Source organism: Comamonas sp. NyZ500 (assembly GCF_016772095.1).
Classification (GTDB): Bacteria; Pseudomonadota; Gammaproteobacteria; order Burkholderiales; family Burkholderiaceae_C; genus Comamonas; species Comamonas thiooxydans.
On sequence record NZ_JAEIJE010000002.1, the window covers coordinates 66,573 to 89,035 of the forward strand.

General features: G+C 63.4%; 15 protein-coding genes. 2 read left to right on the forward strand and 13 right to left on the reverse strand.

Features of this window, described 5'->3' with window-relative positions; all coding sequences use genetic code 11:
• Positions 1-73 precede the first annotated feature (73 nt).
• The 4 genes from JAO85_RS03945 to JAO85_RS03960 all read right to left on the reverse strand — a co-directional run bounded on the left by JAO85_RS03945 (position 74) and on the right by JAO85_RS03960 (position 3,759).
• Complete coding sequence (locus JAO85_RS03945; protein WP_232096874.1) at positions 74-937, reverse strand: lytic transglycosylase domain-containing protein; 864 nt, start codon at positions 935-937, stop codon at positions 74-76.
• Positions 938-1,107: 170 nt separating this feature from the next.
• On the reverse strand, positions 1,108-2,094 hold the full coding sequence (gene rsgA / locus JAO85_RS03950; RefSeq protein WP_003067831.1) for a ribosome small subunit-dependent GTPase A: 987 nt from the start codon (positions 2,092-2,094) through the stop codon (positions 1,108-1,110).
• 5 nt (positions 2,095-2,099) lie between these two features.
• A complete protein-coding gene (locus tag JAO85_RS03955; protein ID WP_012837210.1) occupies positions 2,100-2,438 on the reverse strand; it encodes a 4a-hydroxytetrahydrobiopterin dehydratase in 339 nt (112 codons plus the stop codon).
• A 19-nt stretch (positions 2,439-2,457) separates the two neighbouring features.
• Positions 2,458-3,759, reverse strand: coding sequence for a M48 family metallopeptidase (locus tag JAO85_RS03960; RefSeq protein WP_039049857.1), 1,302 nt, complete (start codon positions 3,757-3,759; stop codon positions 2,458-2,460).
• Positions 3,760-3,789: 30 nt separating this feature from the next.
• Between JAO85_RS03960 and orn the strand changes: the two genes are divergently transcribed.
• Positions 3,790-4,398, forward strand: coding sequence for an oligoribonuclease (gene orn / locus JAO85_RS03965; RefSeq protein ID WP_003067823.1), 609 nt, complete (start codon positions 3,790-3,792; stop codon positions 4,396-4,398).
• Between the two features lie 283 nt (positions 4,399-4,681).
• A complete protein-coding gene (locus JAO85_RS03970) occupies positions 4,682-6,781 on the forward strand; it encodes a DEAD/DEAH box helicase (protein ID WP_034389330.1) in 2,100 nt (699 codons plus the stop codon).
• Between the two features lie 180 nt (positions 6,782-6,961).
• Here the strand turns inward: JAO85_RS03970 and JAO85_RS03975 are convergent, their stop codons facing one another.
• From JAO85_RS03975 to bcsB, 9 genes are all read right to left on the reverse strand, one after another.
• Positions 6,962-8,182 carry a multidrug effflux MFS transporter gene (locus JAO85_RS03975; protein WP_202787547.1) on the reverse strand — a complete coding sequence of 407 codons (1,221 nt, stop codon included), beginning with the start codon at positions 8,180-8,182 and terminating at the stop codon, positions 6,962-6,964.
• Between the two features lie 89 nt (positions 8,183-8,271).
• Complete coding sequence (bcsG, locus tag JAO85_RS03980; RefSeq protein ID WP_202787548.1) at positions 8,272-9,861, reverse strand: cellulose biosynthesis protein BcsG; 1,590 nt, start codon at positions 9,859-9,861, stop codon at positions 8,272-8,274.
• A complete protein-coding gene (gene bcsA, locus JAO85_RS03985; RefSeq protein ID WP_370552197.1) occupies positions 9,858-12,323 on the reverse strand; it encodes a UDP-forming cellulose synthase catalytic subunit in 2,466 nt (821 codons plus the stop codon). The genes bcsG and bcsA overlap by 4 nt, the downstream gene beginning before the upstream one ends.
• A 116-nt stretch (positions 12,324-12,439) precedes the next feature.
• Positions 12,440-13,207, reverse strand: coding sequence for a cellulose biosynthesis protein BcsQ (gene bcsQ / locus JAO85_RS03990; RefSeq protein ID WP_202787549.1), 768 nt, complete (start codon positions 13,205-13,207; stop codon positions 12,440-12,442).
• Between the two features lie 5 nt (positions 13,208-13,212).
• The gene (locus JAO85_RS03995; RefSeq protein ID WP_164091395.1) at positions 13,213-13,386 is read right to left on the reverse strand and encodes a hypothetical protein; all 174 of its coding nucleotides are present in this window, start codon (positions 13,384-13,386) and stop codon (positions 13,213-13,215) included.
• A 9-nt stretch (positions 13,387-13,395) separates the two neighbouring features.
• Positions 13,396-15,096, reverse strand: coding sequence for a BcsE family c-di-GMP-binding protein (locus JAO85_RS04000; protein ID WP_202787550.1), 1,701 nt, complete (start codon positions 15,094-15,096; stop codon positions 13,396-13,398).
• 1 nt (position 15,097) lies between these two features.
• The gene (locus JAO85_RS04005; RefSeq protein WP_202787551.1) at positions 15,098-18,697 is read right to left on the reverse strand and encodes a cellulose synthase subunit BcsC-related outer membrane protein; all 3,600 of its coding nucleotides are present in this window, start codon (positions 18,695-18,697) and stop codon (positions 15,098-15,100) included.
• Positions 18,694-19,854 carry a cellulose synthase complex periplasmic endoglucanase BcsZ gene (gene bcsZ / locus JAO85_RS04010; RefSeq protein ID WP_202787552.1) on the reverse strand — a complete coding sequence of 387 codons (1,161 nt, stop codon included), beginning with the start codon at positions 19,852-19,854 and terminating at the stop codon, positions 18,694-18,696. The genes JAO85_RS04005 and bcsZ overlap by 4 nt, the downstream gene beginning before the upstream one ends.
• Entirely contained in the window at positions 19,847-22,159 is a 2,313-nt protein-coding gene (gene bcsB / locus JAO85_RS04015) for a cellulose biosynthesis cyclic di-GMP-binding regulatory protein BcsB (RefSeq protein ID WP_370552195.1), read from the reverse strand. Before bcsB ends, bcsZ begins: the two co-directional genes overlap by 8 nt.
• Positions 22,160-22,463: the final 304 nt, after the last annotated feature.

Sequence of the window (22,463 nt, forward strand, 5' to 3'; positions counted from 1 at the left end):
CCTGTGTTGCGCATTGCCATATACCAAGGTGGCTCAGGTGCGACGGGCATGCCGGGCACTGTTCAAGGTGCCATCAGCGAGCAGGGCGCTCGTGGTGCTTGGCGCGATAGAAGCTGAGTATGCGTCGCACATATTCACGCGTCTCCGCATAAGGAGGCACACCGCCATACTGTTGCACGGTTCTCTCGCCCGCGTTGTAGGCTGCCGATACCAGTGCCACATCGCCCTCGAAGCGCTCCAGCAGCCAGCGCAGGTAGGCCAGGCCGCCACGCACGTTCTGCTCGGGATTCCAGGCATCGCGCACGCCAAAACGCTCGGCCGTCTCGGGAATGAGCTGCATGAGGCCCTGAGCATTGCGCGGCGACAGCGCCTGCGCCTCGAAATTCGACTCCGAGCGCACGATGGCCAGTGCCAGCCGCGGATCGATCGAGAAACGCGGTGCGAGGCGCTGCACCAGCTCGGCCATGCGCCGCTTCTCCCTGGGCAGGCTGCTCACATAGCTGGCCACCACCTCGTGGGGGACGGCCTCCTGGCTGGCTTCCAGAAACTCCTGTGCGGGCGCATCGCCCTGGGTCAGGCAGTCGGGCAGCCGGTCGCCAGGGAGCTTGCCGGCCAGCAGCAAGCGGGCTTTCTCATGGCCGCGCTGGGCGGCCAGGGCCAGCAGTGTCGTGCCCGTGGCAGGGTCGGGAGTCAAGCCTCGCCCCAGCAACAGCAGCCGGCCCAGCCGGTATTGGGCTTCGAGGCTGCCATAGCGTGCTGCCGCGCAATAGCGCTGCGCTGCGCGCCATGGCTGCCGGCTCAGCTCGGCTTTGTAGCCTTCTTCGATCCAGCGAGACAGCGTGGGTGGCTCGTCCTCCCAGCTGGGGGCGGAGTCCGTGCCCTGGGCCCAGGCCAGGCTCATGCCTGCAGACAGCGCGACGGCGAGGGCGGCTTGCAAACAGGGCTGTAAAACTCTGGGCTTCATGACGTGAACACCGGGTTGTGGCCGGCAGCCAATCCCGGAGGCCGAGCACTCGTGCCGGCGCTCATCGGGCTTGGAATGGCTGCGTGGCAAACGCTGAAATTGCTCTCATATAGCGCGGCCCTGCGGCTTGGCTGGCCTCGCGCTCAGTAGCGAGGTTCCTGACTCAGTTCATCGAACAGCTCGCCATAGATCCGGTAGCGGTTGGCACTGATGGAGTGGGGGCTGTCCTGCGCTTCGACCTGGGCCATGACGGCGCAGCCAGGCTCATGCAGATGGGTGCAGTTGTAGAACTTGCACTGGTCCGCCAGTGCGCCGATGTCGGGCATGCAGGCTGCCAGTTGCGTGGCGGCAATGTGATAGAGGCCGAACTCCTGAAATCCTGGCGAGTCGATGATGGCGGTGGTGCGTGCCTCGTCCACCCAGTACAAGGTGGTGCTGGTGGTGGTGTGCTTGCCGGTGTTCAGCGCCTGCGAAATTTCGTTGGTCGCCACCTTGGCATCGGGCAGCAGCAAGTTGATCAAGGTGCTCTTGCCTACGCCCGAAGGACCGAGAACCAGTGTGGTCTTGCCCTCCAGCAGACCGATGATGGCGTCGCGATCCTCATCGTCTGCATCTTCCAGCGACAGCGGAAGCACCATGTAATGCGGTGCAGCGTTCGCGGCATCACGCATGGTCCGGTAAGGCTCCAGCCGCTGCCAGGCGCGCAGGAAGGGCTCTTCCAGGTCCATCTTGTTGAGCGCAATGATGGGCTTGATATGCGCGGCCTCGGCGGCGATCAGCGCGCGGGCGAGCTGCACTTCGCTGAATACCGGCTCGGCAGCTATCAGAATCAGGAGCTGGTCCAGGTTGGCAGCAAAGGTCTTGGTGCGGATGTCATCCTGGCGGTAGAAGACGTTGCGGCGCTCCACAATTTTTTCGATCGTGCCCTCATCGCCCTGGCCGGGTGGGGGAGCCAGCCATTGCACATGATCGCCCACCACGGCCTGGCTTTTCTTGCCGCGCGGGTGGCAGATGCGGCGTTCGCCGTCCGGGGTCTCGACCACGCAATGGCGGCCATAGCTGGCGACCACCAGGCCTGTCTGGGTGTCGCCTGTTGCCTGGGCGCCTGGGCGCCGTCCTTGTTTTGCCATAAGGATCAGGCCGGATTCAGCAGTGCTTCGATGCGGCGTGCGCAGTCGATGTCGGTCTCGGAGATGCCGCCCACATCGTGGGTGTTGAGGCTGACCTTGCAGCGGTTGTAGCCCACCTCCAGATCGGGGTGGTGGTCCTGCTGATGGGCAATCAGGGCCAGCGCGTTCACAAAGGCCATGGTTTCGTAGAAATTCACGAAACGGAAGGTCTTGCTGATGGCCGCGTCGCCGGCCAGCAGCTCCCAGCCCTCAAGGGTTGCCAGCTGCTCTTGCACTTGCTCTGTGCTCAGGGCGCTGCGCTTGAGCTGGGACCAGTCTTTCTGTTGCAGTGTGGGTGTGCTCATGTCTGAATTCGTTGTGGTGTTACAAGCTGCCTGCAGGAGCCGGCATGCGCGCCAGGCGATCCACGGCAGGAGGGTGTGAATAGTAAAAGCTCACATACCATGGGTCTGGCGTGAGTGTGGAGGCATTGTCCTCGTAAAGCTTGAGCAGTGCCGAAGCCAGTTGTGCACCATCGGCCTGCTGCATGGCATAGGCATCGGCCTCGAACTCGTCGCGGCGCGACATGGCGGACATCAGCGGCGTGACGAAGAAGCTGAACACCGGCACCGCCAGCATGAACAGCAGCAGGGCCAGCGCATTGTTTTCGGCAGCCACGCCGATGTTCGGACCCAGCAGCACAGAGACTCCGAGTCCCGTGTAGAACCAGAGTTGCTGGCTGAGCCAGCCCAGCAGCGCAAAGCCCAGCAGCGAGACGCCGAACATCAGGACCATGCGCTTGCTGATGTGCTTGTGCTTGAAGTGGCCCAGCTCGTGAGCCAGCACGGCTTCGACTTCGCCGGGGCTGAGCTGCCTGAGCAAGGTGTCAAAGAACACCACGCGCTTGGAATTGCCAAAACCCGTGAAATAGGCGTTGGCATGCGCCGAGCGGCGGCTTCCGTCCATCACGAACAGTCCCTTGGCCGCAAAGCCGCAGCGCTCCATCAGCCGGGTCACGCGGCTCTTGAGGCTTTCATCGGCCAGCGGTTCGAACTTGTTGAACAGCGGTGCAATAAAGCTGGGGAAAATCCACATCAGCAGCAGATTGAAAGCCGTCCAGGCGCCCCAGGCCCAGAGCCACCACAGCGGGCCGGTCGAGCCCATGAGCCAGAGAATCAAGGCCGCCAGCGGCAGGCCGATGATGGCGCCCACCAGCGTCGACTTGAGCAGATCGGCCAGCCACAGGCCTGGCGTCATCTGGTTGAAGCCGAAGCGCTGCTCCAGCCTGAAGGTCTGATAGAGCGACAGGGGAAGCTCGATCAGCGCCGAGATCACGGCAAAGCTGGCCAGCAGCGCCAGCTGCTGCCATAGGCCGGGGCTGATGAATTCCAGCAGCCAGCGGTTGAGCCAGTCCAGCCCGCCCAGCAGCGTCCAGCACAGCAGCACGGCGGCCGACAGCGTGATGTCGATCAGCGACACCCTGGCCTTGGCCAGCGTGTAGTCGGCCGCCTTCTGATGGGCGGACAGGCTGATGCGGTGGGCAAATGCCGGTGGCACGGCGTCGCGGTGGGTGGCCACATGGCGCACCTGGCGCGAAACAAGCCACACGCGCAGCAGCCATTGCAGGGCCACGGCCGTCGCAAACAGCAGCGAAAGTGCCAATGTGAAATCTAGTCTGGAAGCCATGTATTGGCAGTGTAGGCGACAATTTGCGCCATGTCTGAAGCTTCCTGTACGAATTCCGTCAGCGCCGCCCCCGTGGCCGCTACCCCACCGGTTCTGCCCAAATCCGATCTCAATATGGTGTGGCTGGACTGCGAAATGACGGGGTTGAACCCCGACCGCGACCGCATCATCGAGATTGCCGTGGTGGTCAGCAGCTCCGATCTGCAGATTCGCGTCGAAGGCCCGGTATTCGCCATTCATCAGTCCGACGAGCTGCTGGGCGGCATGGATGCCTGGAACAAGGGCACGCATGGCAAAAGCGGCCTGATCGACAAGGTCAAGGCTTCGACCATCAGCGAAGCAGAGGCGGAAGCCGCGCTGATTGCCTTTCTGGGCAAATACGTGCCCAAGGGCAAGACGCCGCTGTGCGGCAACAGCATTGGTCAGGACAGGCGCTTCATGGAGCGCTACATGCCCAAGCTCAACAATTTCTTTCACTATCGCAATATCGATGTGAGCACGCTCAAGGAGCTGGCCAAGCGCTGGAAGCCCGAGGCCTATACCTCCTTCAAGAAGGCGCAGCGCCACACGGCCCTGGCCGATGTGCATGAGTCCATCGACGAGCTGCAGCATTACCGCCAGCAACTGCTCAGCGTCTGATGGTGCGGTGGCGGGTCGGTATAGCCCTGCCACTTGCGGGAAAACCCGGTACATGCGACAATGCACCGCTTACCCGATCAATGGGTAATTTTTGCGCATCTCCATCACACACCGGGTTCTTACTTGCGTGCAACGGCCTGCCCAGCGCCGACACGACAAGCCATAACACCCATCTGCCCCGTTTTGCGAACGGGCCAGTCAAAGTCTGACGGTGGATGTTGATAACCAACCGTCAAAGAAGCGAGCAGCACGCTGACTGCGTCGCTTTTTGCGTGAGCTATTCATGACAGAAAACTCCCTGGAGCAGGGCCAAGTGGCCGCTGCTGATATTGCTTTGTCTTCTCCCGAACTCGATTCCCGTCTGGACGCCATGCTGGCCGACATGGACGCGGAAGATGCCGCTGTCGAAGAAACCCAAGCCGCTGACGAACCCAATGGCTTCGTAGAACTGGGTCTGGCCCCCGAACTGATCCAGGCCGTGACCGACCTGGGCTATACCCAGCCTACCGCTGTGCAGCTGCAAGCCATTCCCCTGGCCATGGGTGAAGGTGCCGATGCAGACGGCTTCATCGACCTGATGGTCTCCAGCCAGACCGGCTCGGGCAAGACCGCTGCCTTCCTGCTGCCCGTGCTGCACACCCTGATCAAGCAGCGTGCCGTGGCCGATGCGGCCGCCAAGGCTGAATTCGAGCGCCTGTGCGCCGAAGCTGCGGCCAAGGGCGAGCCCGCTCCCAAGCGCAACAAGCGCAAGGACCCCACCAACGCCCGCAACTTCAAGGCCGCCGTGCCCGGCGCCCTGGTGCTGTGCCCCACGCGTGAGCTGGCCCAGCAGGTGGCGCATGACGCCATCGAGCTGGTCAAGCACTGCCGCGGCATCCGCATCGCCAACGTGGTGGGCGGCATTCCTTACCAGCTGCAAATCGCCAAGCTGCAGAACGCCGATCTGGTGGTGGCCACTCCCGGCCGTCTGCTGGACCTGCAGCGTTCCATGCAGATCAAGCTGGACAAGGTGCAGTTCCTGGTGGTCGACGAAGCCGACCGCATGCTGGACCTGGGCTTCTCCGACGATCTGGCCGAAGTCAACCAGCTGACGGCCGAGCGCAAGCAGACCATGATGTTCAGCGCCACGTTTGCTCCCCGCATTCAGCAACTGGCCATGCGCGTGATGCATGACGGCGGCGCCAACGTGAAGAAGATCACGATTGCCACTCCCCAGGAGAAGCACGCCAACATCAAGCAGGCACTGTTCTGGGCCGACAACATGCAGCACAAGCGCAAGCTGCTGGACCACTGGCTGCGTGACAGCAGCATCAACCAGGCCATCGTGTTTGCGTCCACCCAGGTGGAATGTGACGGTCTGGCCAACGATCTGCAGCAGGACGGTTTCTCTGCCGTGGCCCTGCACGGTGCTCTGAGCCAGGGCCTGCGCAACCGCCGCCTGATGGCGCTGCGCAACGGCCAGGTGCAGATCCTGGTGGCCACCGATGTGGCTGCTCGCGGTATCGACGTGCCCACCATCACCCACGTCTTCAACTACGGCCTGCCGATGAAGGCCGAGGACTATACCCACCGTATCGGTCGTACCGGTCGTGCGGGCCGCGAAGGCGTGGCCGTGACGTTTGCGGAATTCCGCGACCGTCGCCGCGTGTTCGACATCGAAGGCTATACCCGCCAGCAGTTCAAGGCTGAGACCATTCCCGGCATGGAACCCCAGCAGCGTTTCCCCGCCTCTGGCGAGCGTGACGGTCGCCGTGGCGGCGGCGCCGGTGGTCGCGGTGGCTTCGGTGGTCGTCGCGATGGCGAAGGCTACGGTCGCAAGTCCGGCTTCGGCAGCTTCGGCGGTGGCCGTGGCAATGATCGCGGTGGTTTCGGTGGCGACCGTGGCGGTGACCGTTTTGGTGGCGATCGCGCCGGTTTTGGTGCACCTCGTGGTGATCGCTTTGCCGATCGCGGCGGCGACCGTGGTGGTGATCGCGGCTTCGGCGGTGGCCGTCCCAGCTTCGGTGGCGAGCGTCAAGAGCGCAGCTTCGAGCGTCGTGATGATCGCGGCAGCTTTGGTGGCGATCGCGGCGGTTTCCGTGGTGGCGAGCGTCAAGAGCGCAGCTTCGGCGGCGGCGAATCGCGTGGCGGCTTTGGTGGTGCCCAGCGCCGTGAAGGCGGCGATTTCGGTCGCAAGAGCTTTGGCGGTGGCCGTGAAGGCGCTCATGCTGGCGCTCCCCGCGAAGGCGGCTTCCGTGGTGGTGAATCGCGCGGCTTCGGCGGCGGCGATCGCCGTCCTGCCTTTGGTCAGGGTGCCGGCAAGCCTTATCAGCCCCATGGCGAACGTGGTGGCGAGCGCAGCTTCGAGCGCAAGCCCCGCGCACCGCGTCGCGACGAGCGTTGATCGCTGATTCGGGCTGCGGCCCGAAGCATGAAAAAAGCCGGCTCTTGAAGCCGGCTTTTTGTTGCCCGTACAGGGCTGGGATAGCTCTTGAAAAGTGAGCTGCTAGCGCATGTCATTCAAGGATTTCAGATGCTTTCCAATCTGAAGTCTATGAATGACATGCGGTAGCTGCTCCATTATTTAATGTTCGGAGGCATGGCGGCCGATGTCCGGCCAGTGGTGGTGCAGATAGATCCAGGCGACCAGGCCGATCAGCATCATCAGAATCGAGCCCGTGGCCAGCAGTGCGGCCGAATGCATGACCAGCGGCGCGATCACGCCGGCCACAAAGCCGTTGGCCACCGAGCCCACCACGGCCTGCAGCGAAGAGGCCAGGCCGCGCCGCGCAGGATGGATGTCCAGCACCAGCAGCGTCACCACGGGCACCATCAGCGCCCAGCCATAGGCGAACAGGCTGATGGGAATCAAGGCCCAGCTCACATGGGCGGGCCAGATCAGATTGGCCACCAGATTGATGATGGAGGTCACGCACATCACCAGAAAGCCGTGGCGGATCTGGCGCTTGGGCGGGATGCGTCCGGCCAGGCGACCGCTGGTCCAGCTGCCGGCCATGATGCCGCCGATGGTGGCGATGAAGAACCAGAAGAACTGCGTGGGCTCGAGCTGCAGGATATCGCCCAGAAAAGCCGGCGCCGACAGCAGATAGAGAAACATGCCGTTGAACGGAATGCCGCTGGCCAGGGCCAGCAGCAGAAAGCGCGGGTCAGTCAGCAGAACGCCATAGCCTTGCATCAGCGGTTTGAAGCGAAAGGGCTGACGTTTTTCCGGGGGCAGAGACTCGGGCAGGAATTTGATGTTGATAGCCCAGAGCAGCACGCCAACCGCGGTCAGAAACCAGAACACCGACTGCCAGCCCAGGTGCACGAACAGCCAGCCACCTATCACCGGAGCGAGTGCGGGGGCGATGCCAAAGAAGATGGTGATCTGCGCCATCAGGCCCTGGGCCTGGGCGGGCGGAAAGATATCGCGCACGATGGCGCGCGAGACCACGATGCCGGCGCCCGTGGACAGGCCTTGCAGCGTGCGGAATATCACCAGCTGGGTGATATCGCGGGAAAGGGCACAGCCCGCAGAGGCCAGTGCAAAGGCCACCAGCCCCCAGAGAATCACAGGGCGGCGGCCGAAACTATCGGCCAGCGCGCCATGGAACAGGTTCATGAAGGCGAAGCCCAGCAGATAGGCAGACAGCGTCTGCTGCATCTCTATGGGCGTGGCACCTAGTGCCTGGGCGATACCGGAGAAGGCAGGGATATAGGTGTCTACGGAAAACGGCCCGAGCATGCCGAGGATGGCCAGGAGAACGGCCAGTGTCCAGCGTGGACCGCGCCAGAAATGTTGCATAGGAGATCAGTTGGAAGCCTGCGGCTACTGCGCCGCAGTGCTTCCGAGCATGCCACAACTGCGGCAGGCGTTGCTGTGCGCTGCGCCGCTCAGTTGGTGTAGGGGATCCAGGCGTCAGTGCCGGACTTGAGCAGATATTGTCCGCTGTCGTCATGCATGACGACGACATCCGCGTTTTCTGCAACGAAGCGCGTGCCCTGCAACTGAGCTACCCGGTCGGCCAGTGGCGTGGCTCCGGGACGATAGGGGCTGTCCTGCATGAGGTTGTTGACCAGCGTGAAGAGGTCGAAGTAGCTGGTGGGCTTGCTCACGATCACAGGGCCGGTTTGGGCGGAGGGCTGACCGGCAGGGGCTGCTCCAGTCGCACCGGCTGGATGCGGCAGGCCGATGAGCTTGATGGCCGTGGGCACCAGGGTCACGCGCGGGCCGGGGATCTCGCGCATGCCAGAGATCTGCATCTTGTCACCCCGCAGCGAGGCGCCGTGCTCGGGCACAAGCATCAGCAGCACGGGGCGGCCGCTGGACTCAAGGACGCTGATGAAGCGGTCGAAGTCAGACAGCAGCTGTGTGAGCCGTGGCTTGTAGGTTTGCAGGCTGTTGCGCGATGCAATGCCGGGCACACGGTTGCCGTCGTGTAGCGTGATGGTGTTGTAGTACAGGGCCACGGGCTCGCTGCCGCGGCTTTGGCGTTCCTTCCACCACTGCGACAACAGGGCCAGATCGCTGTAGACGGGAGAGCCATCGAAACTCTGCATGGCTTCGGGTGCGCCCTGGTTCTTCTCCATCTTGCCTGCGAAGCCGCCGCGCTCCTGCAGCGACTGGGCAAAGCCGTCAAAGACGCCGTTATGGTTGAGCAGGGCACTGGTGTGGTAGCCGACCTGTTCCAGACTGGGGAAGACGTTGCAGGCTGCGTCCGTGCCCTCATAGAGGGCCTCGTGCGGCATCTGGCCGCAGCTGCCATGCAGCACGCGCAACTGGGCCGGGCCGCTGTAACTGGCCGCACTGTTGAACTGGGTGAAGACGGCGTCGAAGCGCTGCAGCAGAGGTGTGTTGCGCATGCCTTCGAACTCCATGTCGTCCCAGGCCAGTGAGCACACATGCAGCAGCACGATATCGAAGGGCGGTGTGGTGCCCGAGGCGAAGTTCAGGCGGCGCTGGTGTTCACTGGCGTAGAAGTTGGCAAGCAAGGCATCGGGCGTGGCTGCGGGTGCGGCGGCAGCGGGCTGGGCGCTGTCTTGGGTCTGGGCAAGCACGGGCTTGGCAGGTCCTTGTTGCAGGCGGGTGACCAGAGGAACACTCAGAATGGCCAGCAGTGCAAACGTGGCAAAGCGTATGCGGCGCGCCAGCACGCTGTAGAGCGCCAGCAGAACGACAAAGCCCAGCAGGGCCTGCCAGGAGACGACGCGCTGCACCAGCTCGAGCATGTAGCTGGCACTGAAGCCGGCCAGCGCCGAGACCTGGGACAGCACGCGCGAGATGGGCGGGAAGTGCGTGTCGTAGTACAGCAGGGCGATGGCCGCGATCAGGCCCACGGCCAGGCGCAGGCTCTTCCAGAGTCGTGATTGCAGTGGCCAGAAGACAACGACGGCCAGCAGCAGGTTCAATAGCCAATGCAGGCTCAGATAGCCGGCGTAGTGCAGGCCGACCTTGGCGAGAAAATAGAAACTCCAGTAGCTCATGGCATGCTCTTAGAAGACGTGAGAAGGGACTGTCGGACGCTGCGCATGTCCGCAACCAGGGAGCGCCAGAACTTGCGGTATCCATGCAGGCCCAGCACGCCGAGTTCAAACAGGCCCTGCAGGGGTTTGTCGGTGTCGTGTTCGTTGCTCCATTCGCGCCAGGCGGCGGGGCGCGCGAACGTGCATTGCACCAGCTGTATCTGCTGGAGCTTGTTCAGTTCGCCGAACTCCAGCCCTATGGCACCGTTGGCATGGCAGGCGATGACGCGTGCGGGGAAGACGCATTCGCGCTGGTCGAACCACAGGCCAACATCCAGGTTGCTGTCAGGCGGCAGGACCAGGCCCGGCGGGGCCTGCAGGCCCAGACCGGACATGGAGAAGTCGGTGCAGTTGGTCTTGAGCACATGACCCGAAGGCAGGTACAGCGTGGCTGGCAGTTCGGATGCCACGCGGTGCATGCGGCGTACCTGCTTGGATTCGGTGGCCACGCCCAGCGCCGTGCCCAGCATGAAGATGCTGTAGGCCGTCCAGACCATGTTGAGCAGCACGGTCAGCGGCTCGTCGGAGTTGGCGTAGACAAGGCGCCACAGGCCCACAAAGAAGGCAGCAATGTTGAGCAGCACCAGTACCGTGTAGGGCCGGGAGATGGCCCAGTCGAAATAGCTGTGCGTGACAAGCCCGCCCTTGGCCGTGACGTTGAATTTTCCATGGCGTGGCGACAGCAGGGCCACCGTGGTGGGAAGGGCGATGTACCAGGCCAGAACGGTTTCATAGACCTCGGCCCAGAAAGTGTGGCGGAACTTGCCCTGTACGTGTGCGTTGGCGATGTTGGTCTGCAATATGTAGGGCAGCACATAGAGCATCAGCAGCACGGCATTGGTGTTGATGATGTGCAGCTCGAAGAACAGATAGGCCATGGGGGCCGTCAGGAACACCAGTCGCGGCAGGCCGAAGAAGAAGTGCAGCATGGCATTGGCATAGCAGATGCGCTGCCACAGGCTCAGACCGGCCTTGAGGAAGGGGTTGTCCAGCCGGAAGATCTGCGCCATGCCACGCGCCCAGCGGATGCGCTGGCCGATGTGGGCAGAGAGGCTTTCGGTGGCCAGGCCTGCGGCCTGTGTTTCATTGATATAGGCCGTGTTGTAGCCCTTGCTGTGCAGCTTGAGCGCAGTGTGGGCATCTTCGGTCACCGTCTCCACGGCAATGCCGCCGACTTCCAGCAGGGGGCCGCGCCGCAGCACGGCGCAGGAGCCGCAGAAAAAGGTGGCATTCCAGAAGTCGTTGCCGTCCTGGATGAGGCCGTAGAACAGCGCCCCTTCGTTGGGGACGCGACGGAAGGTGCCCAGGTTGCGCTCGAAAGGGTCGGGCGAGAAGAAGTGATGCGGCGTTTGCAGCATGGCGCACAGCGGATCGCGCTGGAACCAGCCGCCGGCGGTCTTGAGGAAGCTGCGTGTGGGAATGTGGTCGCAGTCGAAGATGGCAACCAGATCGCCATGGGTCTGGGCCAGGGCATGGTTGAGGTTGCCGGCCTTGGCGTGACGGTTATCCGTGCGGCTGATGTAGCCCACGCCCAGTTGGCTGGCGAAGTCGCGGAATTCCTCGCGACGGCCATCATCCAGAATGTAGACCTTGAGCTTGTCCTCGGGCCAGTCCAGCGCCATGGCGGCCAGCACCGTGGGCCGGACCACGCTCAGGGGCTCGTTGTAGGTGGGGATGAAGACATCCACTGTGGGCCAGCTCGAGGGCGATCCGGACAGCGGGGCGGGCTTGCGCTGAAGCGGCCAGGCCGTCTGTATGAAGCCCAGTATGACGATGAGCCAGGTGTAGGCCTCTGCAGCGAGCAGGCCGTAGCCCAGCGCCGCCTCCAGGGGACTGTCGAACTGCAGCGTGTTGTTCATGCGCCACCAGGCATAGCGGCCCATGGCCATGAGGCTCAGTGTGGACAACGCCAGCGACGGGAAGCGCCCCGGCAGCTTGCGCAGCACCAGGGAGAGCAGCCAGATGATGATCAGGAACAGCAGCTGCCCGGCCCAGCTCAGGGGCGTAGTCATGACAACGGCCGTGACGGCAGCGCCTGCGCCCAGCACCACCCAGCGCATGCCAGGAATGGCGAACAGCGGGTGCAGTAGCGAGTCGGCCTGACGGCCGAAGGCGTCCGAATCTATGCGCGAGGCCACGCGTTCGGCGCTGCGCATGGCCATGCGTATGGGCCAGGACAGGATCAGCAGCAGGGGGCGCAGCAGCAGCCACACGCCGCTCCAGATCCAGGCCAGCGCATGGAAAATGGGCAGCAGCACTGCGGCCAGCAGGTTTTCCAGGTGCATGCCGCCTTGGCGGCCTGAAGGGTTGGGCCGAAGGAACAGGGCCAGCAGCCACTGTTGCGGCGAGGCGCCGGAATCCAGTTGCAACTGGTGCGCCAGCCATTGCAGCGGGTCGGGCACCTGTGCGGAAGTCAGAGGCATCCAGGCCTGCGTTCGGCGGGGCAGCACGAACAGTCGCCTGGCCCACGAGGACCACTGCGCGGGCTGCTCGACTTGCAACTGATTGGCCAGCCAGAGGGCGCTGAAGTGCAGAGGATTCATGGCGGATCCTGGGGCAGGGGGGCGAGGCCTGACAACAGCCTGAAGGCCAGTCCCTGGAAGTCGTGGGCGGACTGCGCTTCGGGCAGGCTTTGGTGTACACACAGGCCTTGCGAGAGGGCTTCGCAGATGGCTTCGTCGTCATGGATCAGATCCAGTAGCAGAGCCTCCCCCCATTGCTGGCGCAGCTGCTCCAGCGCGGCCTGCTGGGTCGGGCGGCGCGGCGAGTAGCGGTTCACGACCAGTTGCAGCCGCGTCTGGGGCGCCAGGCTTTGCTGCAGCGCCTGTATGGCAGCATGCGCCTGCAAGGTGCGCTCGGAAGCGTCCAGCACCACGACCGCCAGGTCGGCAGTCTGCAGGGCTTGACGGCCCAGGGGTGAGCATGGAGAGGGGGCGTCCATGACTACGAGGGTGGAGGATGGCAGGTCCAATGCTTGCAGGTTTTCGGACAGCCAGTTGGGATGGCTTTGCCAGTGCGCCTGCAGGCGGCTGCACTCCTGGTCATTGAGGTAACCGCGCGGCAGGTATTGCAAGCCCGCAGAGTTGGCCATTGCTGCCTGGCCCCACCATTGTTGCTGCAGCAGCGCATTGCTCCAGCCCTGTGCGGCGCAGGAAGGCAGACCTAGGTAGCGTCCCAGCATGTTGCCGGGACTCAGGTCCAGGGCCAGACAGTCGCCGCCGCGCTGCGCAGCCAGTACCGAAATATGGGCGGCCAGAGTGGTACAGCCTGAGCCTCCGAGGGGGGAGATAAAGACGAGACGTTGCATGAGGCTTAGCCTTTTCCTGGAGGACGCGCCGATGGTCCTGGCTGGTAGGGCTGGAGATAGCGGGGCCTGCGCAGGCGGCCCAGCAGCTTGCTGACGGATTCGATGCGTCCGAGCAGCCACAGTGCCACGGCGATGACGATGCCTGCAGTGATACCGGTGAGGAACAGGAAAAAGGACATGGCGTATTCCTAGGCGCTGTGAGGCGGGGAAGGACGTCTGGGGATGGGGCTGTGGCCCATGACCGATGCGCTTGCGGCTGCACCTGCCTCTGGTGCGATATGGGGCAGGGTTGCAGATGGCTGCACGGAGTTGTGCATCTGTACGTCAATCGGGGGACGGGCAGTCGTGCCTGGCATTGCCACTGCGGTGTAGTCGGGTAGCCCAGCCTCGGCGGCCGATTGCAGGCGACCCAGCATCAGCAGCATGCCTTCGTGGCTACTGTCTGAAGTCTGGGAGCTGAACAACTGGGCCAAGGGCTGCAGGAAAAGACGGGGCAGGGCGGTGTCGATATCGGACTCCCCACAGGCGAACAGGAAGACGTAGATGGAATCATGGTCGGCGGTGATGAGGTCTCCGTCGCGTGAGGGGCGATAGGCTTCTATGGCCTGGATATGGGAGGCATGGCTTAGCAGCCGCAACTGGATCAGGCTATGGCTCAGCCCCATGGGTTGCGTCTTGCGCAGCATGTTCAGGGTCAGGGCGCAGAAGTACGCAGGCTGCTGATAGCCCCGTTCCGGAATGGGCAGAAAGGCATCCAGGGCCTGCTCGTAGCTTTCGGGAACCTGGCGCGAGAAACGCTGGGACTGCAGTTCTCGCAGTCGTTGCAGCAACCGGGAAAAGCTCAGCTCGCGGTAGATGACGTCGTTGGCACCCAAGCGCAGCAGCGCCTGCTCGCTGTTCAGGCGTAGCTTGCCCACGGTTTCGCGGACCACGATCTTGAGCGTCTGCGGATGGCTGCATCGCAACTGGTGCACCATGCGAGCCAGGGCTTCGAATTCGACGCTGCTGCCAGCGTCCAGCAACACGGTTGCACCTATGGCTTGTTGCACGGCTTCGGGGATCAGTTCCCGGGTCTCGATCACATGCCAGGACGCAGGCGGCTGGCGCTGGTCCGCAATGGCGGCCTGCGTGGCATAAACATCCAGTTCGTCGGGCGCGCGTATGAGCTGTGCGGAGGCCCCCTGCATGACGACGCCGTTGGCGTGCAGGCGTTGGGCGGTATCGGCCCAGTCTGGTGCCTGCAGGCCCAGCCGGATGGCGAAGACGGCGCCCTGTGCGCTGTTCCAGCGCTCCAGGCTCAGAGCCAGCTCGTTGCCGTCCTGCTTCAGGAGGGCGTAGTACGGGAAGGCATGAGCAAAGCTGGTCAGCATGCCATGCACTTCGTCGCCCGGTGCTTCAAAGCACAGTATCACGGGTGCCTTGCGCTGGCTTGCCCATTGGTGGAGCTGGCCGGCCAGACGGTGGATACGCTCCAGGGAGGCGCCGGTGAACAGGGGTGAGGCGTCGAGCAGGCACAGCGCCTGCTGCGGTTTCAGGCCAGCGCGCTTGAGATCCTTGTGCAGGGCGGCAAAGCCGGCCTCCTGCAGCTGGCTCTGGGCGGTGCTAGGCAGTACCCAAGCGTCGGGACGGGGGGCTGTGTGATTGTCCGGCTGGGTGGCGAACAGACGGTCCAGCAGCGGCGCATCAGGAGCCACCAGCATGGTGGGAAAGTCCTGGCACAGGTCCTGGACCAGATGCCGACGCCAGTTCTCGAAAGCCGGGCCGGACGAGCCAGCGAGCGCGATCACGCCGCTGTGCGGCAGCTTTCCCATATCGTCCGGCAGGCCGTCTATGCCCAGGTTGCCGGCGGCAAGAGCGGGGCTGGTGTGGGCCATGGTCGTCTGTTGCATGTCAGAAGCTTGAGTAGGGCTGTACGGGGCGCGGGCGGTTCACGAGCGGTGCGGTTACCGGATCGAACAGGAAGCGCGCATAGAGCATCAGACTGGATGGCGCGTAGTAGGCCGATCTGTCCATTTCGAACTGCGCACCCAGGGCCAGGTTGGAGGTGAGTTGGTGCTCGAGGACCGCGCGCAGTGATCTGCCAAAGCCCGTGCTGCTGCCCCCCGCGTAAACGGCCGACCGACCCAGCGCGTTTGCCTGAGCCTGCAGCCCTGGGTCGGTGGGGAAATAGTCCATGGCGTTGCTGGAGCTGCTGGAGAAGGAAACCGAGGCACGCAGCAGCCATGTCCACTTGCCTTCGCGGCCGCTCCATTCCAGCGGCAGGGCGATGGAGGCGTAGCGGTTGGGGCTGTAATAGCCGCCATGGCCCCAGCTGTATTCGGACAGGTCGCGTGCATAACCCCAGAGGGACAGGGCAGCGCCCAGGTTGACGAGCTGGTTGGGGGTGCGCCAGACATCGCGGTCCAAGGCCGCGCGCAGCTGCCAGCGGGTGTTGCTGCGCACGTTCTTGCCGGTCAGGGCCGCGTAGTTGCCACTGAGCGAGGCCCCAAAGCCGCCCACATTGGTGGAGGCGCGTGCAGACACGCCTGTGGCGACTACCCCACCCCAGGTCTGGCCGGTGATGGGGTCATGGGCACCGCCATAGGCAAGAAGGCTGCCGGTCAGCGGGCGGCGCGACACCTCGAGCCGGTAGCCGACATCACGCCAATCGCCGGTATGCGCAACGCCGCCGACCACGTTGGTGACAGGCATGCCGGCTCCGGTCGTACCTATATCCCATTGCCAGCGGTCGGCCTGGTAGCCGAAGCCCACGTTGAAGCCATCTGCCTTGGAGTGAGCTCCCGTGGTCGGATATCGGGCCGAGGGCCAGGCTGCGACCTGGCCGTAGCTCATCGCATCGCTGGCATTTCTGGGCAGGGCGCCGGCATCGAGATGGACCTGGTCCACATGCAGGAAGTAGAGACCGTCATAGCCGCGCGGGAACCATGCCACGGCGGGGCGCTCCCAGCCGTGCAGGGAGGAGATGCCATCGGTGGACGACTTGCGCAGTCCGGTCTGACCAACCTCGACCCAGCTCTGGCGGCGCCCTTCTATGGATGCAATGTCCGATTCGATCTTGGTCACGGAGCTGGGCTGGGGGGCGGCGGTACCGTCTGCAGGCAGGCTGCGGCGCTCGATGGCCAGTGCGTCCCGGTAGGAGGACAGGGCCTGGGCGTAGTGGCTTTCCGACCGCTCCAGGCGCGCGCTGTGCAGCAGTACCTCCGTGTCGTCGGGGTTGCTGGTCCTCAGCGATGCGAGCAGTGCCCTGGCCTCATCGGGCTGGCCGATCCGTTGCCACAGCCGTACCAGGGCGAGTTGGCGATAGGACTCCTGGCTGGCCGCGCGCTGCTGGGCCCACTGTGCTTCCGCACGGGCGGCTTCTAGCTGGTACATGCGCGCGAGCGCATTGCCGCGGCCTATATGCAGGTCGTAGCTGTCGGGCGAATCCTTGAGTGCGATGTCGAACTGTTCGAGGGCTGCGGCGTTCTCATTGGCCGCGAGCATCAGGCGGGCGCGGGCGGCACTGCGCTGGGCCTGAGTGGTCTGGCCCTGATGCAGGGGCGAGGTTGCCAGCCGCTGTGCCTGCGCCAGGCGAGCTTGGCTTGTGGCCTGATCCACCTGCCGTTCGAGGTGGCTGGCCTGAATTCCCAACAGGTCCGCATCCTGATCGGCTGTCCAGTCCTTTCGTGCCAGCAGCTGCGGAAGCAGAGATTGCAGCCGGTTGTCTTCGGCCGCGCGGCCGAGCAACTGAGCCAGCCGCAATTGGTCAGCGGGGTCTGGGGCGGGGAGTCTGGCCATACGACGGTCAAAGACTGCTACGGCTTCCTGGGGCTGGTTCATGCGGAACCAGGCGTTGGAGACCGCGTATAGCAGGTCGCTGTCGTTGCCTGCTGCGCGCTCGGCGGCTTCGAGCCGCGCCTTTGCCTGCACAGGATCGCTTGAAGTCTGGGCAATGTAAGTATGGATCTGTGCACTGTTCAGCAGGCTGCGCATGGAGTCGCTGTACTGGGCTTCGGGGATTTTCCGCATGTCGGAGAGTGCGCCCTCGTCGTCATTGACGGCGCTGCGGATCAGGGCTCGCGCATAGCGCATGTCCGGCTCGGTAGGGGCGAGGTCTATGCCAGCGTTCATGACCTGCAGCGCCGATTCGGGTTGCTGCATGCGCAGATAGGTGCGTGCCAGCCGGTGCCTGAGCCAGGGATCGGCAGGGGTAAGCTTTAGAGCCTGTTCCTGCAGGCTCAGCGCCCTGCTCAATTGGCCGGCCTCCAGCGCGGTATTGGCTTCGCGGTCGAGCAGACTGGCTTGCACGGGCTGAAGGTCCTGGGCGAGGCTGGCCTGCTGCTGCGCGGTCTTTTCGAGCAACTGGCGTGCGCGCTCGGGCTGGCCCTGGGCTGCGTAGAGATCGGCCAGGGCAGTCAGGGCGGAGACATTGCCGGGATTGTGCTGCAGAGCCCGCTTGTAATAGGTTTCGGCGCCGGCCGCATCCTGGTCGCGGGCCTTGATCGCACCGGCCAGCATCAGCGCTTGCAAATTGTCGGGTTGCTGTTGCAGAGCCTGCTGCGACAACTGCTGTGCCGATGCCAGATCATCGACCTGCAGTGCGGCTTCGGCGGCGCGCAGATGGGCCCAGAACTGGGCCGTGGTGCGCAGGTCTTGCCATTTACTCTGATGGTCTATGGCGTAGGCCTGGTCCAGCAACGGTAGTGCTTCGGCATGGCGGCCCTGGCGCATGCGCAGCAAGCCCTTGTTGCCCAGTGCCTGAGCGTCGCGAGGCCTGCGTTGGAGCACTTGGTCGAAGCTGCGCTCGGCCAGTTCGAACTGTTCCTTGTCCAGTGCAGCCAGGCCGGTCCTGAGTGCAATGTCGGCAGGGTCGCGCACGGCCTGGGTTTGACGGAATGGAGCGCTGCCAGACGGGCGCTTTATTTTTTCGGGTGTCAGGGCCGCGTCTGCCGTGTTCGGTGCAGCGGGTTGCACCGCCACCTGCGCCGCAGGCTGTGCGTCGGGTGGAGGGCCTTCGCCAACGATCTGGTAGTACTCGCGCGCCAGGCTGCCGGTCTGCGGTGGGCCTGCAGGGAAAAGCTGACGGGCAATGGCGGCGGCCTCGGTCTTGCGTCCCGCACGGGCCATGAGCCGCATCTGGGCGAGTTGCTGCTTGCCTGGGCCGTAGGCATTGATCAATGCCGTGAGATCGCGCGTCGACTGGCTTGAGGGGCTGGAGCTCTGCAGGCGGGCGAGGAGGCTTTGCGCCTCCTGGGTCTTGCCTTCCTGCAGCGCGATATCTCCCAGCGTGGCTAGGCCTTGAGGCGAGCGTGGGTTGATGGTCAGCAGCTTCTCTATTGACTGACGCGCCAGGTCTGCGCGCTGGCGGCTGTTCCACATCTGGGCTGTGCGCAGCAACTCGGCCTCCACGGCCTGGGTGGAGCCGGGCTGTGCCATGGAGGAGGTGCAGCACAGCAGGGTGGCCATTGCAATGACGCCCAGCGGCTGATACGTGCAAGCGAAAGGAATCATGGTTGGGTGATCCACCTGGGCTGAAACTCGCCGAGCCTGCCAAAACGGAATTGCTGCTGCATCCAGCCAATCCCGAACAGGGCCAGGCATTGTTCATAGTAAGCCGTGGGCCGCAGGGGCTGATTCTGGATACGGGTCTGTTGGGCCTGCACGGCCTCTTCGTCCCCCTGGGCGTGCAGAAAGGGCAGCATGGCGGCGCTGAAACCGCTGGGTGCCATGCCCATGCTTTCACCGCTCATGGGATCTATGCGCTCAGGTGGACGACCGGTGTCGCGCACCAGCCTGGCCATGGGGCGCAGTGCGGTCAGTACCTGAGCGCGTGCTGCAGCCTCGGGGTGCAGCATGCCAGCCCAGAGATAGACGCGGATGGCGTTATAGGCACCCATGGCCTTGTCTTTGTCCGTGTCCCTCAGAAAGCCCTGCTTTGTGTCGTATATCACCCAGTCGGGCGAGATCCCCTTGGGAGCAGAGTCCACCGTGAGCCTGAGGGAGCTGGCGCGCAGTGCCTTCCAGTGGGGCTGCCGGGGCAGGGCCTGGGCAAGGCAGTCCAGTACCTGCAGCGGCACGTAGCTGGGGTTGAGGCGCCATTGGCCCTCGCCGAGCTTGAAACCCTGGGGGCCGGGCAGTAGCGTGGGCCCCAGTCCAGGCAGGTCATCGGTTTCCTTGTCCAGCAGCAGGGCGCCCATGACCGAGGCCATCGCGCGGTAGCGCCGGTCATTCCATAGCCGTCCGGCCTCGGCCAGAAGGTAGACGATCCACAGATCGGCGTCGGAGGCTGCATTGGTGTCCAGAGGGCCCCAGTTGCCATCCGGTTTTTTGCCCCATAACCATGCTGGCAGAGCGGTGCTCAGGTCACCCGCGCACAGGTTGTTCTCCGTCCACTGCAGCAGCAACTCGAAGGTCGGGCGATCATTGGCCGCCAGCGCAAAGAACAGGGCGTAGGCTTGGCCCTCGGAATAGGTCTGGCCGCCCTTCTCATCGTCAGAGACGATGCGTCCATCCTGGGTCATGAAACTGCGCTTGAACTCTTCCCACATCAGCCAGGGCGTTGTTGCAGCTTGCACAGGTCGTGTCGTCAGACAGGCCAGCGGCCCGGCCATGGTCAGGCTGGCTGCCGATTGCAGCCAGCTGCGGCGCTTGAGCTGCCGCTCAGGCATTGTTATTGCCCCCAAGGCGGCGTGCAGCCAGGGAGCGCAGCGCGCCGTAGACCAGGAAGGTGAGCAGCAGGCCCGTGACGATGCCGGCCAGAGCGAGTGCCACAGGGTGGCTGTGCAGGTGGAACCACATACGTTGCCACCAGGGCAGGTCGCCCACGTAGTAGATGGGGTTCACCCGGAAGCTCTCCACCTGGTCGGCGCGCAGAAAGCTCAGGTCGCCACGCATGGCGCTGATCTTGCTGGAGTCGCTCAGACCCCGGTAGATCTGTGCCATGGCAATGTCGTCACTGGCGGTAAAGCCGACGACGCTGCGCCCCTTCTTCAATGGGGACTCGAAACTCACGATGGCGGCGAGCGGCCCTTTGCCTTCCAGCGTGGCCAAGCCGCTGCTGCCGGGATTGGGTGCATCCGAGGCATGTTGGAACAGTTCGCTGAGCGAGCTTACGGCTCGCTCCAGCAGGTGGGTGGTGCGCTTGCCTGCGACGATCAGGGCCGGAATGTCTTGCGACCACTTCTGCAGCAGGCCATCCTTGTCGCCCGCAGAGATCAGCAGAATGTCCGTATCGCGGGCCTTCTCGATCTGGTCTGCATTCATCAGGTTGAAGCGTATGCCGGCCAGGCCCGTGGCTGCGCTCATGCGGGCCACAGCGGTCAGATAGGCCTCGGCATCGGCTGCAGTGGGGTGACTGGGCAGGACGATGGAGGTTTGACTCAGATCGGCATATTTGGTGAAGGGGTAACCGCTGTTGGCGTAGGCCGCAAGATTGGGCATGGGCAGGTAGTGCCTGAAACCTCGCAGGTCGATGCTGGACTCGGGGTCTATGGCTGCGCGCAGCTCTGTCGGCAGGATGGAGCTGCATTGGCCGAGGTCGGTGGCAGGTAACTGAAAGCCTAACTGCAGCTGGTTGTCTCCTCCTACGAGAAAAGAGGGAATCCGGAAGTCCGAACTGGCCTGGGTGCTGCCGTCCTCGAACAAGGGCAGCATGATGGTGCTTTTGCCACTCTTGTCGTCATCCGCGGCACGCAGCGGATAAGCCTTGATGAACTGGTTGTTGATGGAGACGCTGAGCGAACCGTGCTGTGATAACGAGTTCGGGGTGTACCGATAGTTCAGTTGCAGCGGAACGCCGCGGGCATTCCAGGAAAATAGGTCCGGCGCCATGCGCGCAGGGATGTTGATCGTGCTGTTGAGCGCATAGCCATGCAGTTGCAGGTCCGATGGATTGTTCACCAGCTCGGACAGCAGCACGGGGCGCTTGGTGGTCAGCCAGCGTGGCGCGTCGTAGGCTTTGCGCTTTTCGGGGTATTCCAGCTTGGTCACCTGCATGCTGCTGCCGCTCAGCGCGGCTTTGCCCAGTGCAAGGGCGTCGGCAGCCTGCTGTAACTGGGCATTGTCCTTGCCCTGTACCACGAGCAGCTTGATGGCTGGATGCTCGGGGTGGGACATCATGGTCAGCGTGGGCTGGGTGACGGGTAGCTGTTCCTTGAGGAAGTCTGGGCGGTGGTCGTTGGTGGCAAAGACGACTGAGTTACGCTCGGGCAGCTGGTTTTCGAAAAGCGGGAAGCGGTTGCCCCGGTAGCCCGACAGCATGCCTAGCCAGCTGGCCACCGAGCCTGCGGCCTTGAGCTGACCCATATCCTTGGCATCGGCAAAGACGAAGGGGACGTTGACAATCTGGTTGTCGCGCGAATCGAAGAAAGGGGCGGGTAGAAGCTCCAGGGAATCGCTCAGCGGCAACTGGCGCAGCGTCAGATCAAGTTGGCTGTCGTTGCTGATGGATGCCCACAAGCTGGTGTGGTTTGGCATCTCGCAGTCCATCGTGTAGTGGCCGACGAACTGAAAGCGCAACCGGTTGTAATCCGTGAACAGGCGCGGATCGATGGGGATTTCCAGCTTTTGTGGGACTCCCAGCTGCTCTTTGGGCAAGGAGATAGTCTGCAGCAACTCCTCGTTGAGCAGTAGTTTGATGTGTGATAGCGACGGAATCAGGGATGGGGACAGTGTAAAGGTCAGGCGCAGAAGGGCGGATTCGACCAGTTCGTCACGACGCACGCTGATGCTGACGCTACCTTCGCTTTCCACGCCTCGCAGCATCATGGAGCTGCCCTGACCCAATTGCTGGAAGGTTGGAGTGAGTTCGCGACGCGGGAGCCCTGCAAGCGGGTTGGCTGCCAGTGCGGCGGCTGTGGGGGCGCTGGGTGGCTGTTCCTGCGCAAAGCCGCAGACGGCGGGAGTCAGCAGAGTCAGTCCGATGGCGGCAAGAGCCCAATGAGGAATGTTGGATTTATTCGGAATTGGGGACACTTTTGCTCCTCAAACTGATTTGTTGGCTGGATGGGGCAGATACACCAAGTCATGCTTGCATTGATATTTTGGTATGCGTTGTTAATAGTTTTTTATTAATGTTAAAAAATTGACATTGTTTTAATAAATGATGCTCGTAAAATGGGGAGCCGATTGAAGTATGGGGAGGGTAAATCAAAAAAACAAAAACAAAAAACCCGCTGCTCTTGCGAACAGCGGGTTGCTGATTTTGGTGGGCCCTGAGTGATTCGAACACTCGACCAACGGATTAAGAGTCCGCTGCTCTACCAACTGAGCTAAGAGC